The organism is Maribellus maritimus (assembly GCF_022267315.1).
In the GTDB taxonomy this organism is placed as follows: domain Bacteria; phylum Bacteroidota; class Bacteroidia; order Bacteroidales; family Prolixibacteraceae; genus Draconibacterium; species Draconibacterium maritimum.
Genome location: NZ_JAIKLE010000002.1, coordinates 259,572 through 273,113 on the forward strand (window position 1 = coordinate 259,572; position 13,542 = coordinate 273,113).

The following is a 13,542-nucleotide window of genomic DNA, read 5'->3' on the forward strand; positions in this document are numbered from 1 at the left end:
TTGATGAATGATAAATTGGTTCAATATTGTTATTTTGATTAGAGTTTTGTTGAATTTAGAAAAATAGAAGTTGAAGTTCGCGGGTATGAAAAAGATAATAAAAATAATAGGTGTTTTGTTTTTGGTGATTGTGATTGTATTCATTGTGCGGAGCTATTTAAATTTGAAAGACCGTTATCCGGGTTACTCCGCTAATTTGAAAGTAGATGGTTCTGACGCTGCCCAACTGAAAGCTGGTTTTGCAGCAATTTCTGTTACACCGGAGGTTCCAGACCGTTGGGAGGACAAAAATGGTGACGCAAAATACAACTCTGAAGACGGAGATACTTTTACTGATAAAAATGGAAATGGTGTTTTTGATGCGGTTTGGATTGCGGGTTTCAGTAATAAAAAACCAGCAAATGGGGTACACGATGATATCTGGGCTCGCACATTTGTTGTTGACGACGGAAAAACAAGGTTGGCTATTGTTGCGCTCGACGCCATTGGTTTTATGAACGACGATGTTATTGATGTGCGTAAGATGATACCGGAAGAGGCAGGAATTACATACACCATAATTACATCAACACATACGCATGAAGGCCCTGATCTACTCGGGTTATGGGGGGAGTCGCCGTTCAAGTGCGGTGTGGATGAGGAGTACATGAAGTTTGTAAAAAAACAGATTGTTGAGTCGGTTGTTACCGCAGCTCAAAAATTAAGGCCCGCCATGTTGGAAATTTCAGAAGATTTGACTGGAGCCATTCCGCTGGTAAAAGATACGCGTAAACCTGAAGTTTTTGATTCAGGCCTCAGACTGATAAAAGCAATTGACAAGGAAAATGAAAATGTACTTGGGACAGTGGTTTCGTGGGGAAATCATCCGGAAACTTTGTGGAGTAAGAACTTATTGATTTCATCTGATTTTCCGCATTTTGTGCGCGAAGGTATTGAAAAGGGCGTTTTTTATAACGACAGTTTAATAAAACCCGGGGTGGGAGGTATTTGTGTCTATATAAACGGAGCTGTTGGAGGATTAATGTGCACTCATCCTTCTCTTGCCGTAAAAGATCCTTTTACCGGAGAAGAGTTTGCAGAACCTTCGTTTAAAAAAGCTGCTGCAGAAGGAAAACAGTTGTCGTTACTGGCTTTAAATGCAATGAGTAAACCTGAAACTACTATCGATTCAGCAAGTATTTCGTTGTTGGTTCGAACGATTTCGCTGCCCATCGAAAATAATCTGTTTAAGTTAGCTACCGCGCTTGGTGTGATGGACAGGGGAACAAACGGATGGATGAAAATGCGTTCTGAACTTTCTGTTTTTAAAATCGGGCCTGTGTCTTTTGTCACAATTCCAGGTGAAATTTATCCAGAGATTGTAAATGGGGGTGTAGAAAGTCCTGAAGGAAACGATTTTGGAATTCAGCCTGTTGAGGAACCGCCAATTCGCGAAATGATGGATGGAGAATACAAGTTTGTTTTTGGTTTGGCGAACGATGAAATCGGATACATTATCCCCCGGAGCCAGTGGGATGTGAAAGCTCCTTATACTTACGGCAGAGACAATTCTCCCTACGGCGAAGAGAATTCACTAGGCAAAGAAACGGCGCCTCTTTTGCATAAAAACATCTCTGAGATGTTGTTGGAATTAAAAGAAATGTAAATCAAAAAGTCGCAAATAATGGTTAAAAGGGTGTTAAAACAGCTACTAAAAATATTTCTGGTCTTTCTTGCCGTTTTTATTGTTTTAATGCTTACTCCAAGAGTTATCGGCTTTCTTTTTCCCGAAAAAGCACCCATCGGTTACCATTTTGAGTTCCTGGATTATTTGGCGATTGGCGTAGGGCTGGAAAAGCTTGTTGACATGGAGCCTGAAGTCCCGGATAAAATAGCTGCTTTCAAAAATATTGAATACAAGGTGGTAAACGGGAAATCCTTACAGCTTGATGTTTTTAAACAAAAGGATTTGGAAGAAAAAGCACCGCTGTTGATTTTTATTCATGGAGGAGGTTGGAGAAGCGGCAAACGGCAGGATTACCTGGTTTATCTGCTCGACTACGCCCAAAAAGGGTATGTGACTGCTACAATTTCTTACCGTTTAAAGAAGGACAGTGTTTATCCTGCAGCGGCTGAGGATGTGATCGATGCGGTGGATTTTCTCTTTCAAAATGGAGATAAATGGGGTTATGACACGTCGCGAGTTGCTTTGGTTGGTGGATCGGCAGGTGCACATTTAGCGATGTTGGCTGCTTATGGTTGGCAGAATCCGCGAAAAAGAGAACAGGCTCCCAAACACAATGTAAAAGCTATTGTAGATATTTACGGACCGGTTGATATGACCACCCCATATGCCCAAACACAACCCTTGGTTACTGGTTTTATAGGTCGCGCTTACAATAAAAAATCTGAATTGTATTGGGAGGCATCGCCGGCAAAATACCTAAACAAAGATTTGCCCCCTACGCTTATTTTGCGGGGAACTTCAGATAATCTTCTTCCTCCCGGCCAGTCGGACTCTTTACACGCCAGGTTGGAGCGGCTGGGAGTAGCAAATGAATACTACCGCTTACCACTTTGGCCGCATGCAATGGATATGGCCGTTCGTCCGAATAAATACATGCAGAAAAAAATGGATGCGTTTTTTGAGCAGTATGTAAAATAAAGTGAACTGGAAATGATAAGCAGAGGCTATCCGAAATAAATCCAGTTTCTATTCAATAAAACCTGAGAAGAAGATTTTCATTTCTACTCTGAGCTCTCCTCAAACAAACGCCAGATTTTAAAGATTCCCTTGTTGTAGCTTAACGATTTTACCTGTGAAAGTTGCAGATAATTTTTACGAATTCTGTTCACCTGCTCTAAATTGTTTTGCATATTTCCCTGAATACTGATGTTTTGAATTTGCAGTGCTACAACAGTTTTTAAGGTTGTAGCGCGAATTCGTATGGAATGACAGGAGTATTTTGCCCGGTGAATGTGAATGTATCTTTGGGGATTAATACTTTGTTTAATAATCCACCGGGAGGAATCGCTTAAATCTATTTTCCGGTACTTAGCGCTTCCCATCCACAGTTTGAACCTGCTAAAACCGGTAATGTTTGTATCCTTGCAAAATGCAACGATTTCCTGACAAATATTTTCTTCGCTTAAGCTCCCGATATAAAAATCGAACAAATTTTCTCCGAGAAAAAGCATCTCCCTTTCAACAACATTCCATTCTTCTGTCTTCCATTTTTTTATCTGCTGTTTTAAAAAACGGAAATGATGTTTATGCACATTAAATGTTATAGGAACAGGAATTTTATACACAATTGAAAATGCTTTTAAAAACAAAACAATAAATTTACCACAAAACAATAGATATGGCACTTTTACCGCTCCACTATTTTTTTGTATTTAACGATTCCATGCAGCCGGTTTCATCATTTGTCCCTTCAGAGAATGAAGGCGGCATTTATGAAGTTCTAAGAGTTGTTGACGGAATTCCGTTGTTTCTGGAAGACCATTTGGACAGATTTTATGCTTCAGCCGAAATTGCCGGGAAAATAATTCGTTTTAGTGAAATTCAGATTGAAAATTTATTGAACCAGTTAATTGAATACAATGAAGTTAAGACAGGGAATATTCTGATTTCCTGCAAAAATAATCTTAAGGCATTTTTTATTGCGCATAATTACCCTACACCTGAAATGATAAAAAACGGGGTTTCATGTGGGATTTTAAAAGCTGAAAGGGAAAATCCGAATGCTAAAGTTTTTCAGACAACCGTCAGACAGCAGGCAAATCAGCTTATTGAAGAAAATGGTTTTTATGAAGTTCTGCTTGTAGACGGGGAAGCGAGAATTACCGAAGGAAGCCGGAGTAACGTATTTTTTGTCAAAGATAATTTTTTGTTTACTCCTCCTGCCGGCGAAGTTCTTTTGGGAATTACGCGTCAAAAAGTGCTTGATCTGGCGATTAAAAACGATCTGAAATATTCAGAAGAAGATATTTTGCTCCGGGATATAAGTTCGTTTGATGCCGTTTTTCTAAGCGGAACTTCGCCCAAAATATTGCCGGTTAATAAAATAGAAAACTTCTTTTATAATACTCAAAATAGTGTAGTAACCAAACTTATTGAGAGTTACGAATCTTTGATAATGCGTTATATTTCAGATAAGAAAAACCGATAGTTTTCAACAAATGAGGTTGTCCCAAAAGTAAAATAAATTGAAATGAAACTTTTACTTTATAACCGGCTTTCGTTTTACCCCTCCAAACCTCCCCTAAAAAGGGAAGCTTAAAGTCCCCTACAGGGGATTTAGGGGTAAGAAACAGAGCAGTTACTTACGAATTGTAAGTTAATCCCATTATGAAATGACTTTTGGGATGACCTCATTTTATATCAATAACTTAAAGTCTGTCTTTTAAAATTTCTCCCACTTGTTGGTAGTCAATATCTGCTTTTTCTCCCAGTTTACTTTTTCTCTCCTGGAACCGGGTGGTAATTTTCCCAATGGTTTTTTCAGGAATATCATATTCCGGAAGCGTGGTAGGCACACCAAGCGATTCAAAAAAACTGATCGTTTTTTCTATTGCTTTGTTTATTTTTTCATCGTCGTTACCTGACGAAATGCCCCAAATACGTTCACCGTATTGCAGGATTTTATCTTTTTTATTTTCCCGTTTTATATTCATCATTCCGGGAAGTACGATGGCCAGTGTGCGTCCGTGGTCTATTCCGTGAAATGCAGTTAGCTCATGCCCAATCATGTGGGTTGCCCAGTCCTGTGGCACTCCTGTCGCAATCAAGCCATTTAGCGCCATAGTAGCACTCCACATAAAGTTGGCAGCTGCATTGTAGTCATTTCTGTCAGCAAGAACTTTTGGGCCTTCTTCAATAAGTGTAGTTAAAATGCTTTCCGCAAAACGATCCTGTATCGGAGAGTTTACAGGGTAAGTTAGATATTGTTCAAGTACGTGTACAAAAGCATCAACCACTCCGTTTGCCACCTGTCTGTCGGGTAAAGAAAAAACACATTCCGGATCAAGAACTGAAAATTGAGGCATGACTTCCGGTGAACCAAAAGCCATTTTTTCCTGTGTTTCAGCTTTGGTAATCACCGAATTTCCGTTCATTTCCGAACCGGTTGCCGGTAGCGTTAGCACGGCTCCGATCGGCAATGCTTTTTCAACATTTACAATATATCTTTGAGAAAGAAAATCCCAGGGATCACCATCATACAATGCCCCTGCGGCGATAAATTTAGTAGCATCCAGGACTGAACCACCACCAACAGATAACAGAAAGGTTATGTTTTCTTTTTTTGCCAGCTCGATGGCTTTCATACAGGTTTCGTAATGCGGATTTGGCTCAATTCCTCCAAATTCAAAAAGTTCAAAGTCGTTCAGTGCTTCTTTTATCTGCTCATAAACACCGTTCTTTTTTATACTTCCGCCACCATAGGTTATCAATATTTTTGCATTTTCAGGTATTTCTTTTTTTACAGAAGGAATCGTTCCTTTTCCGAAAATAATTTTTACAGGATTTTTGTATTCAAAATTATTCATATCAAAAACTTTTAGTTGTTATGTTATTTTGTTTTTTTTAACCTTAGTTTTTGATGATAAATTTATCCTAAAATGAGGGAAAAATCAAAGGTTATTAAAGATAAACCGGATTTTGTTGGGCAAATTCCGGAATGTAGCGATGAGGAGATTCTGGAAATTTTGAAAAAAAGAAATCATTATCAGCCCGATGCCGCCCGTTTAGCCATTGATGAAGCCTTGAAGAGAAATTTGATAAATACAGAGGATGATTTGTTACATATGGAGTTTCGGGTAAAGCCCTTGAAAAAATCTTTTTTCCCGGAAATTGAAGATGATACTCAAAAGAAGAAAATCAGCAGGAGCATTTCACGCGGGCTTTTTATCGCGGGAATCATCCCTTTAATATTTGGCTTGCTAAAAATAAATGAAGGACAACAGACCGAAGGCGGAATTGTAACCATTGCAGGTATTTTTTGGATGGTTCTAGCAGCGCAAACAATTCGAGAGGTAAAATCAGGCACTTTGCGTTTGTTTTTAATTCTTCTTGTTATTGCTGCCGTTTATATTTCCAGAATTTTTTTACAATTGAAGTCATTTATTTTTATGGACTTGTTTATTGCCGCCACTATTTATGGTCTTGCAGTATACGGGCTTTTGTTTCTTATGAGTTTGCACACGACAAAAAAAACGAAGTCATAAAATAATTGAATTCCATTGTTCGTCTATTATTTACCTCTGTTTATCGAAATAAGAATCGATAATTAGACAAGCACAATTACATTTGAAAACGTAAAAATTAAAAAGCTATGAAACTTTTAGGTTTAATATCCGCATTTATTTTAGTTGTTTTTTCCAATGTAGGTTACGCTCAAAATGACGATGATTGGGAGTCGAGAACTTACGATTTAAGTGAGTTTAATGAAATAAAATTGGAGGGTGGTTACCGTGTTTTTCTTATTCAGGGAGACGAAAATTCGCTTTTGGTAAGAGCATCCGATGATGATGTTTTTGATTATCTGAAAATTGGTAACAGCACAGAATCGTTAAGGCTTAAAATAGACAGGGAGCATTTTAATTTCGACAGAATTAATCTTTACATCACCTTCAAAGAATTGGAAAGAGTTGATATTGAAGGTGGCGTAAAACTGAAAACCAAAGGTTACCTTGATTTAAATGATTTTTCGATGCATGTGGAAGGCGGTGCAAAAATAGAACTTGACATGAAAGCCGAAGACGTCAGAATTATAGGAGAAGGTGGTGTTTTATTTGAATTAAGCGGAGTGGCCGAGACTTTGGATGTTCATGTTTCCGGGGCCGGACATATTGATGCCAGCGAATTAAAGACCAAAGATGTAACATTTAAAGTTGAAGGAGTTGGAACGGGCAGTGTTTATGCTACCGATAATTTGTATGCTAAAATTGAAGGCGTAGGAAAAATAAAATACCGCGGACACCCGGAAGTAACCAAAGATATTGAAGGTTTGGGCAGTGTGACGAGCAATTGATTTAATTTATTATAATCTTTTCACCGGCTTTTCAATAGCCGGTAAATTATTTCTTATGGTTTGGTTTAGGTTTAGGAAAAGAGGCTACTTGTTGAAGTAGCCTCTCGTTTTTTTATCGTTATATTTTTGAAAAAATCAATTTATTTGATCATTTCCCGGGTAGGCACCATTTCGGGTTCAACATACATTTCTTTGCCAAAACGTGAAAAATCTTTTGAGCTTTTAAATCTTTTGAATGAGATTACATCATCACCGACGGCTGATTTTGTGCGATTCCCCTCAATATAGTTAAGAGTAAGTTTTAAAAGAGTTTCATCTTTATCGCCCAATTGTTTTAAATTCAAAACACTTTCCTGGCCGTTAATATCAGGAACCAACCCATCCGAGAAATCTGAATATCCATTTGAATTTGCAATTTTTAGCGTAATAGGTTGCATTGCCCAGCTGTGATTGGGATTTACGTTGTTATCGTCAATCCAATCTCTGATGGTAAAAGAACCCACATTTTTTCCCGTAGTATTTGTGCCAATTTGTATCACATCAATATATGCTGATAAACCGTTAATAAGTAACTCGCTGGCTGAAGCTGTGTGTGAGGATGTTATAACATAAAGCTCGTTGAGATCTAGACTAACTATCGGTGTTTCGGGTGTTGTAACTGTTTGGATAAAATTTCCATCGGCGTCTTCAAGATCCCAATCTTCTTCCAGGATTACATCAGAAAAATAGTAGTTGAAATAATCTGCTCCGTATTCATCTCTAAAGTAGTTTTGAAGCAAATTGTTGTATTTATATTTGGCAAAAATTTGACTGGTATTTGTGCCATATATCATACTTGCCAAATACATGGATGTTTGCACTGAGCCTCCTCCGTTATATCTTAAATCAATAATTAGTTTGTCAATTCCCTTGCCTTTCAATTTTGAAATTGTATTGTTAAGAAGAATATCGTATGAATTATTCAGTGTTTTGTCGTAGGCAGAAGTAAAACCATTGTATACAAGATACCCCACATTTAATCCACTTACATTATAAACAGTGTCCAGTAAGATTGGGTACTCCTGCAACTCTACAGCAGTTATGGAATGCTCAATTTCGTTCCCTGAAAATGTGTTATTTTCATATTTAGCCATACCAAGCGTATAAGTTTGCTGTGTGAACAACAATTCCTGGTAATTTAAGGCAGTCAGTTGTGTTCCGTTTACGGTAAGGAAAAAATCACCACGTTTTATTCCGGCCAGATCCGCAGGGGAGCCTTTTAAAACATATCGTACATATCCAAATACATTATTGCTGTTTTCTTCATAGTAACTCAACATGAAATCAAATCCCATAGACTCAGAAATCCCTGTAAGCCAGTTATCAATTTCCTGAGAATTATCAACGATAAATGACCACTTGTCAACGGTCCCGTATTCATATAATAAATCGAAAAAAAGATTTTCCGGGTCAGTATAAGTATTTAAAAATGCATTTAAACTATCGTCATCTTCAAAATCAGTATTTACTAGATTCGGTACATTATTTACCCAATAGTAATAGGTTGCCAGTCCTTCCCAGATGAATTTATTAACTTCATCTGCTTCCGGTATTTCGTCTTTATTATCAATTGGATCCGGTTCCGGAATAGGATCATCTTTTGAACAACTTGCAACAAATAAAGCTGAGATTAAAACTAAGGAAATGTTCCAAAACAAAATTTTTTTCATGACCATGGGTTAAATTAATAATTTTCAAAATTAGAAAAAAAAACTTGCTAAAATTGGCAAACTAATTGTACAATCATTTTTTATAAAGTCAACTTAATATGCGACACAACTATTTCTTAATCGTATTACTAATAACGCTATTTATTTTAAATGTGAGATGCACACCGCAGAAAAAAGCAATAAATGTACCATTTGAAATTTCTGATGCATCCTATTTTTCATGGGTGGTTGATGAAGAGGAACGCGGTACAACAATTGAAATAATGTTGAAAAATATCAATACCGAAGTTCATTTTGATTCCATTGTTTTTAGGAGGGTGATGATGCCTGTTTATATCTCTTTGAATAAAAAGGGAGTACAATCCCTTACCGCAATATTACCTGCAGGAGAATCACGGATTTCAGTTCCAACGCAACATGTTGATAAGCCCGATCAGTTGATATTTCATTTCAAAGGGAAAAGAAATGTGCATCTGTTGAACAGTATCAACAGAAAGGATATGGTGTATTACTAAAGAAATCAGGCTTTTTTTTCCTCTTCTTTAGGATACTCAATCCGAATATGATAAATGTTTATCAGTTTATCCAAGAGTGTCGCTTTTATGATATTTATATCGTTAAACGTTAATTTCGAGTGATCCAATTGTTTGTCCGCAATTTTCTGATCAATCATATTATTGATAAGGCCTCTTAAATTCTCCAGTGTTTTTTCTTTCAAGCTTCTGGAGGCTGCTTCAATGCCGTCAACCAACATGACCACTGCCGCTTCTTTACTTACCGGAAGCGGACCGGGGTATATAAATGTATCTTCATCCACTTTTTCATCCGGATGTTCCTGCTGGTATTTTAGATAGAAATATTTGGCTTTCGTTGTTCCGTGGTGAGTGGCAATAAATTCAACGAGCGACTCAGGTAATTTGTGTTTTTTTGCCATTTTAACCCCGTTTCTAACATGGTCTATAATTATTTCAGCACTTTGTTTATAGTTCATCCGGTCATGAGGATTCATTCCTACCGCCTGATTTTCAATAAAAAAAGTTGGTTTTGCAATTTTCCCTATGTCGTGATACAACGAACCGGCCCGCACCAAAAACGGATTACCTCCAATTTTCAGGATGACTTCTTCGGCCAAATTGGCTATTTGCATTGAATGTTGAAATGTACCGGGAGCTTCTTCTGCAAGTTTACGTAACAAAGGTTGGTTACTATCGGAAAGTTCAATCAATGTAACATCGGAAATAAAACCAAAAAGTTTTTCAAAAATGTAAATCAGCGGATAAACCAGAAGAATAAGCAGGCTGCTTAACGCAAACCACTGCAGCATCTGATAATTATATGCGATAAATGTTCCTTCGTGAATAAGGTTTAGAGCAGAGTAAACCAGTAAATAAGTGAGAAAAACCCAAATGGTTGCCATTACAAGATGAACTCGTCTGTGCATTTTGTTAAGGCTAAAAACAGCCACCACACCTGCAGTCACCTGCAGAAGGATAAATTCGTAATTATTTGGCGCATAAAAACCAATAAGGAGTGTGGTTACGATGAGCATAAAAATGGCTGTTCTGGAATCAAAAAAGGTTCGTACAACAATGGGGAAAATAGCTAAGGGAACCAGGTAAATATGAAGGTTAGGGAAAGAATTAAAAAAGCTGGCTAAAAATACCATACTTACCATAAACAATATCAGAAACAACAGTCTTCGGAAACCATCCAGAATGTCGCGTCTGTATATATAAAGAAAAGTAAATATCAATCCTAGAAGCGAAAGGATCAGGATAATTTTGCCAACAGAAACCGTGTAACGATCAAATCCTTTTCCGCGTTCCTTTTCGTAACTGGCTTTCAGCGATTCCAGGAGCTGGTATTTTTCACTGGTAACAATTTCTCCCTGTAAAATAATTCGTTCACCCATTTGAACCATACCACGTGTGGGCGATATATTTTGAGTAATCTCATCTATTTCTTTTTGCGTAGTTGTTGCATCGTAAATTAAATTAGTAGTGATGTAGTTTTCGACGGTAATGTCACTTAACCACTCGTTTAATACCGGGTGTTTTTCTTTTATGTCTTCAATTTCAGCATGAAACTCGTTATATGCCGTTTTTTCAGAATAAACTTTGTCGATTAAAATTTTTGAAACCAGGGTCCCCGTTCTTTTTCTTATTTCCGTTTTGCCCGAAAGTTCGTCATAACTAGCAGGAGAGTGCTGTAAAATGCCATTTTTGTAAATTGTTTTCAACTTGTCTGAAAGTATTTGGAATACTTCCTCTTTTTCATTTTGGATTGAATCTTCGGTTGGGTTAAAATTGGTTTTCAGTTCGTTGATTTTTTGATTCACAATGGCGGTATCAAAGCTAAAATAAGGAACAACTGCTTTCAATTGCTCCGCTTTCTCATCTTCAATTTCTTTTGGAGTTTTTGAGATAGCAAAATCAAAAGGGGCAACCAGATTATCATGTCTCCAGGGAAATCCTTTTTGATATTCGTATTTAAATTTAGGCTCTCCAGGCAAAATTAAAAACAGCAATACAGCGGCAATCAGGAAAACAAACAGCCAGTAAAGAACTCTGGTATATTTCATTAATCGTTCGTGAAATTTACTCATATAAGTGTATCGTTATTTCAAACAAAATTAATAAGCACAAAATTCATTATTCATTTGTGAAAAAAGAATGTAGAAAAATGTTAAACACCACGTTTTTCCGACTCTAATTTTTCATAGTTTTGTGAATAATCGGGTAAAGCAACACATTTTGTTTTACAAAATAAAATTAACAAATTATTTTGATGAACTACGGTATTTCCAGTCTTAGTATTATTCCGGTCAGAAAAGAGCCTTCAGAAAAAAGTGAAATGGTGACTCAGATTTTGTATGGCGAACACTTTGAAATCAGAGAACAAATGGTGGGGTGGTCGAATATAAAACTGGCATACGATGGTTATGAAGGCTGGATAGACAGCAAAATGATAACGACGCTTGCCCCAAGAACATGGAATAAAATTGAAAGAAGCCCGTTTGCGGTTACCGGTGATATTTTTACTATTATTCCGGTGAACGAAGAACAAAACCTGATGTTAACAGCCGGAAGCACTTTACCTGTATGGAGGCCTTATAAAAAAGAATTTTCAGTAAATAAAGAAAAATATAAACTAAATGGTGAAGTGTTCTATGGCGAGTTAAAAGATTCCCGGAATATTGCCATAAAACAAGCACTTAAATATTTTAATGCTCCCTATTTGTGGGGAGGGAGATCGCCGTTTGGTATCGACTGTAGCGGATTTACCCAGGTGATTTACAAAATGATTGGAATAAAAATTCCGCGTGATGCCAGCGAACAGGTGAAACACGGGCTGGCACTCAGTTTTGTTGATGAAGCTGAACCCGGAGACCTTGCTTTTTTTGATGACGAAGAGGGAAATATTGTTCATGTAGGTATTATTTGGAAAAGGAACAAAATTATTCACGCATCTGGGAAAGTACGTATCGACAATGTTGATCAATTTGGGATTTTTAATGTAGATACGAAACGTTATACCCATAAAATGCGTGTAATGAAAAAAATAATCCAGTCAAATGGAACGAGTTAAGCTGTTGATTTATATTGTAATTGTAATTGCTGTCATCTATCTGGTCGTAAAACATTGGAGGACAGGAAAGAAAAATTAGTTTGCTGTGTTCTCTGTTCGTTTTCATTTGCAATCGCCACTTTTATCAAAAATAAATTAAATGTTTAAAAGGAATTTTTATTTTGCCCCGTTCTCCTGTTTACTCACTCATTTATTCAAAAAATACAAGAATTTATGTATACTTATCAATATCCGCGTGCAGCTTTAACTACCGATGCAATTGTTTTTGTCAGGGAAAAAAGCTCAACTTTTGTTTTATTGATTGAACGAGGAGGAGAACCTTTCAAAAATAAGTGGGCGCTTCCGGGTGGTTTTATCGAAATGGACGAAACATTGGAGCAGGCCTGTATTCGCGAGTTGGAGGAAGAAACAGGGCTGGAAGTTCTAAAGATGACACAGTTTAAAACTTACGATGCCATTGACCGTGACCCACGTCACCGGACTATTTCTGTAGTGCATTCAGTTGAATTGAAAGAAAAAGAACAAGTAAGAGGCAGCGATGATGCTGCCCGTGCCGCCTGGTTTCCCATCGATGATTTACCCGAATTGGGATTTGATCATCAACAAATTCTGAATGAGTTTTTTGAATTTCCTTCCTGAAATTAAGGAATCAACTATTTTAAAGTATTTATAATTTCGTCTTTTTCTTTTCTGGGAGATGCAGATGACGCAGCATCAACTTTTTTGTCGATATGCCCGATTCGTAATGCTGAAACGGCTTTGTAGCCTACAGGAATACCAAACTCCTGTTTTTTTGCATTGATATTTCTTACTGGTCCGGTGTAAATATGAGCGCCAAGCCCCAGGCTCTGAGCTGCCACATACATATTCTCAGTTGCCAGTGCGCAGTCAAAATCTACATTTATTCCTTCCTGTGTTGATGCTGAGCCGGAAACAATGATTACAACGTTGCCGGGAACCGGATTGCGAACAATTTGAGAAATAAGGTTTTCGTTGTAGATAACGGTGAATTTCCACAATTGGCTGTTTCTTGCACTCGGCGCTTTTATTCCACATTCAAGAATCAAATCAATAGCCTTTTCTGAAACAGGTTCTGAAGAGAAAGCTTTTACCGAATAACCCGAAAGTATCGTTTCTGTTACGGTATTTTTGCTGCTTTTCTGTCCAAAAGTTTGAAATGTCAGAGCCATTACAACAACAAAAAGAGATAAGTTTGTTTTCATTTGGTT

General features: G+C 37.3%; 13 protein-coding genes. 8 read left to right on the forward strand and 5 right to left on the reverse strand.

Annotation, left to right across the window (positions count from 1 at the left end; translation table 11 throughout):
• Positions 1-85: 85 nt before the first annotated feature.
• Positions 86-1,645, forward strand: coding sequence for a neutral/alkaline non-lysosomal ceramidase N-terminal domain-containing protein (locus K5G00_RS03020; RefSeq protein WP_238764207.1), 1,560 nt, complete (start codon positions 86-88; stop codon positions 1,643-1,645).
• An 18-nt stretch (positions 1,646-1,663) separates the two neighbouring features.
• Entirely contained in the window at positions 1,664-2,644 is a 981-nt protein-coding gene (locus tag K5G00_RS03025) for an alpha/beta hydrolase (protein ID WP_238764208.1), read from the forward strand.
• An 83-nt stretch (positions 2,645-2,727) separates the two neighbouring features.
• Here the strand turns inward: K5G00_RS03025 and K5G00_RS03030 are convergent, their stop codons facing one another.
• Positions 2,728-3,291, reverse strand: coding sequence for a hypothetical protein (locus K5G00_RS03030; RefSeq protein WP_238764209.1), 564 nt, complete (start codon positions 3,289-3,291; stop codon positions 2,728-2,730).
• Between the two features lie 53 nt (positions 3,292-3,344).
• On the opposite strand from K5G00_RS03030, the gene K5G00_RS03035 reads away from it, so the two are divergent.
• The gene (locus tag K5G00_RS03035) at positions 3,345-4,154 is read left to right on the forward strand and encodes an aminotransferase class IV (RefSeq protein WP_238764210.1); all 810 of its coding nucleotides are present in this window, start codon (positions 3,345-3,347) and stop codon (positions 4,152-4,154) included.
• Positions 4,155-4,374: 220 nt separating this feature from the next.
• On the opposite strand, the gene K5G00_RS03040 is transcribed toward K5G00_RS03035, so the two are convergent.
• Positions 4,375-5,532, reverse strand: a complete 1,158-nt coding sequence (locus K5G00_RS03040; RefSeq protein WP_238764211.1) for an iron-containing alcohol dehydrogenase — start codon at positions 5,530-5,532, stop codon at positions 4,375-4,377.
• Between the two features lie 72 nt (positions 5,533-5,604).
• Here K5G00_RS03040 and K5G00_RS03045 point away from each other — a divergent pair, with 72 nt between their 5' ends.
• Positions 5,605-6,210 (forward strand): hypothetical protein, encoded by a 606-nt coding sequence (locus K5G00_RS03045; RefSeq protein ID WP_238764213.1) that lies wholly within the window; start codon positions 5,605-5,607, stop codon positions 6,208-6,210.
• Positions 6,211-6,317: 107 nt separating this feature from the next.
• Positions 6,318-7,016, forward strand: coding sequence for a head GIN domain-containing protein (locus K5G00_RS03050; protein ID WP_238764215.1), 699 nt, complete (start codon positions 6,318-6,320; stop codon positions 7,014-7,016).
• A 140-nt stretch (positions 7,017-7,156) separates the two neighbouring features.
• On the opposite strand, the gene K5G00_RS03055 is transcribed toward K5G00_RS03050, so the two are convergent.
• The gene (locus tag K5G00_RS03055; protein ID WP_238764217.1) at positions 7,157-8,725 is read right to left on the reverse strand and encodes a S41 family peptidase; all 1,569 of its coding nucleotides are present in this window, start codon (positions 8,723-8,725) and stop codon (positions 7,157-7,159) included.
• A gap of 98 nt (positions 8,726-8,823) precedes the next feature.
• Between K5G00_RS03055 and K5G00_RS03060 the strand changes: the two genes are divergently transcribed.
• A complete protein-coding gene (locus K5G00_RS03060; RefSeq protein ID WP_238764218.1) occupies positions 8,824-9,240 on the forward strand; it encodes a hypothetical protein in 417 nt (138 codons plus the stop codon).
• A gap of 5 nt (positions 9,241-9,245) precedes the next feature.
• On the opposite strand, the gene K5G00_RS03065 is transcribed toward K5G00_RS03060, so the two are convergent.
• Positions 9,246-11,330: an HD family phosphohydrolase gene (locus tag K5G00_RS03065; RefSeq protein WP_238764220.1), complete on the reverse strand. Its 2,085-nt coding sequence runs from the start codon at positions 11,328-11,330 to the stop codon at positions 9,246-9,248.
• A 182-nt stretch (positions 11,331-11,512) separates the two neighbouring features.
• Here K5G00_RS03065 and K5G00_RS03070 point away from each other — a divergent pair, with 182 nt between their 5' ends.
• Positions 11,513-12,313, forward strand: a complete 801-nt coding sequence (locus K5G00_RS03070) for a C40 family peptidase (RefSeq protein WP_238764223.1) — start codon at positions 11,513-11,515, stop codon at positions 12,311-12,313.
• Between the two features lie 213 nt (positions 12,314-12,526).
• Complete coding sequence (locus K5G00_RS03075) at positions 12,527-12,952, forward strand: NUDIX domain-containing protein (protein WP_238764225.1); 426 nt, start codon at positions 12,527-12,529, stop codon at positions 12,950-12,952.
• A gap of 14 nt (positions 12,953-12,966) precedes the next feature.
• Here K5G00_RS03075 and K5G00_RS03080 read toward each other — a convergent pair whose 3' ends face one another.
• Entirely contained in the window at positions 12,967-13,536 is a 570-nt protein-coding gene (locus K5G00_RS03080) for a nitroreductase family protein (protein WP_238764226.1), read from the reverse strand.
• Positions 13,537-13,542: the final 6 nt, after the last annotated feature.

Coding starts and splice junctions, on each gene's coding strand:
- K5G00_RS03050 (WP_238764215.1), top strand. CDS start 6,318: ATGAAACTTTTAGGTTTAATATCCGCATTTATTTTAGTTGTTTTTTCC.
- K5G00_RS03070 (WP_238764223.1), top strand. CDS start 11,513: ATGAACTACGGTATTTCCAGTCTTAGTATTATTCCGGTCAGAAAAGAG.
- K5G00_RS03020 (WP_238764207.1), top strand. CDS start 86: ATGAAAAAGATAATAAAAATAATAGGTGTTTTGTTTTTGGTGATTGTG.
- K5G00_RS03080 (WP_238764226.1), bottom strand. CDS start 13,536: ATGAAAACAAACTTATCTCTTTTTGTTGTTGTAATGGCTCTGACATTT.
- K5G00_RS03040 (WP_238764211.1), bottom strand. CDS start 5,532: ATGAATAATTTTGAATACAAAAATCCTGTAAAAATTATTTTCGGAAAA.
- K5G00_RS03075 (WP_238764225.1), top strand. CDS start 12,527: ATGTATACTTATCAATATCCGCGTGCAGCTTTAACTACCGATGCAATT.
- K5G00_RS03060 (WP_238764218.1), top strand. CDS start 8,824: ATGCGACACAACTATTTCTTAATCGTATTACTAATAACGCTATTTATT.
- K5G00_RS03065 (WP_238764220.1), bottom strand. CDS start 11,330: ATGAGTAAATTTCACGAACGATTAATGAAATATACCAGAGTTCTTTAC.
- K5G00_RS03055 (WP_238764217.1), bottom strand. CDS start 8,725: ATGAAAAAAATTTTGTTTTGGAACATTTCCTTAGTTTTAATCTCAGCT.
- K5G00_RS03045 (WP_238764213.1), top strand. CDS start 5,605: ATGAGGGAAAAATCAAAGGTTATTAAAGATAAACCGGATTTTGTTGGG.
- K5G00_RS03025 (WP_238764208.1), top strand. CDS start 1,664: ATGGTTAAAAGGGTGTTAAAACAGCTACTAAAAATATTTCTGGTCTTT.
- K5G00_RS03035 (WP_238764210.1), top strand. CDS start 3,345: ATGGCACTTTTACCGCTCCACTATTTTTTTGTATTTAACGATTCCATG.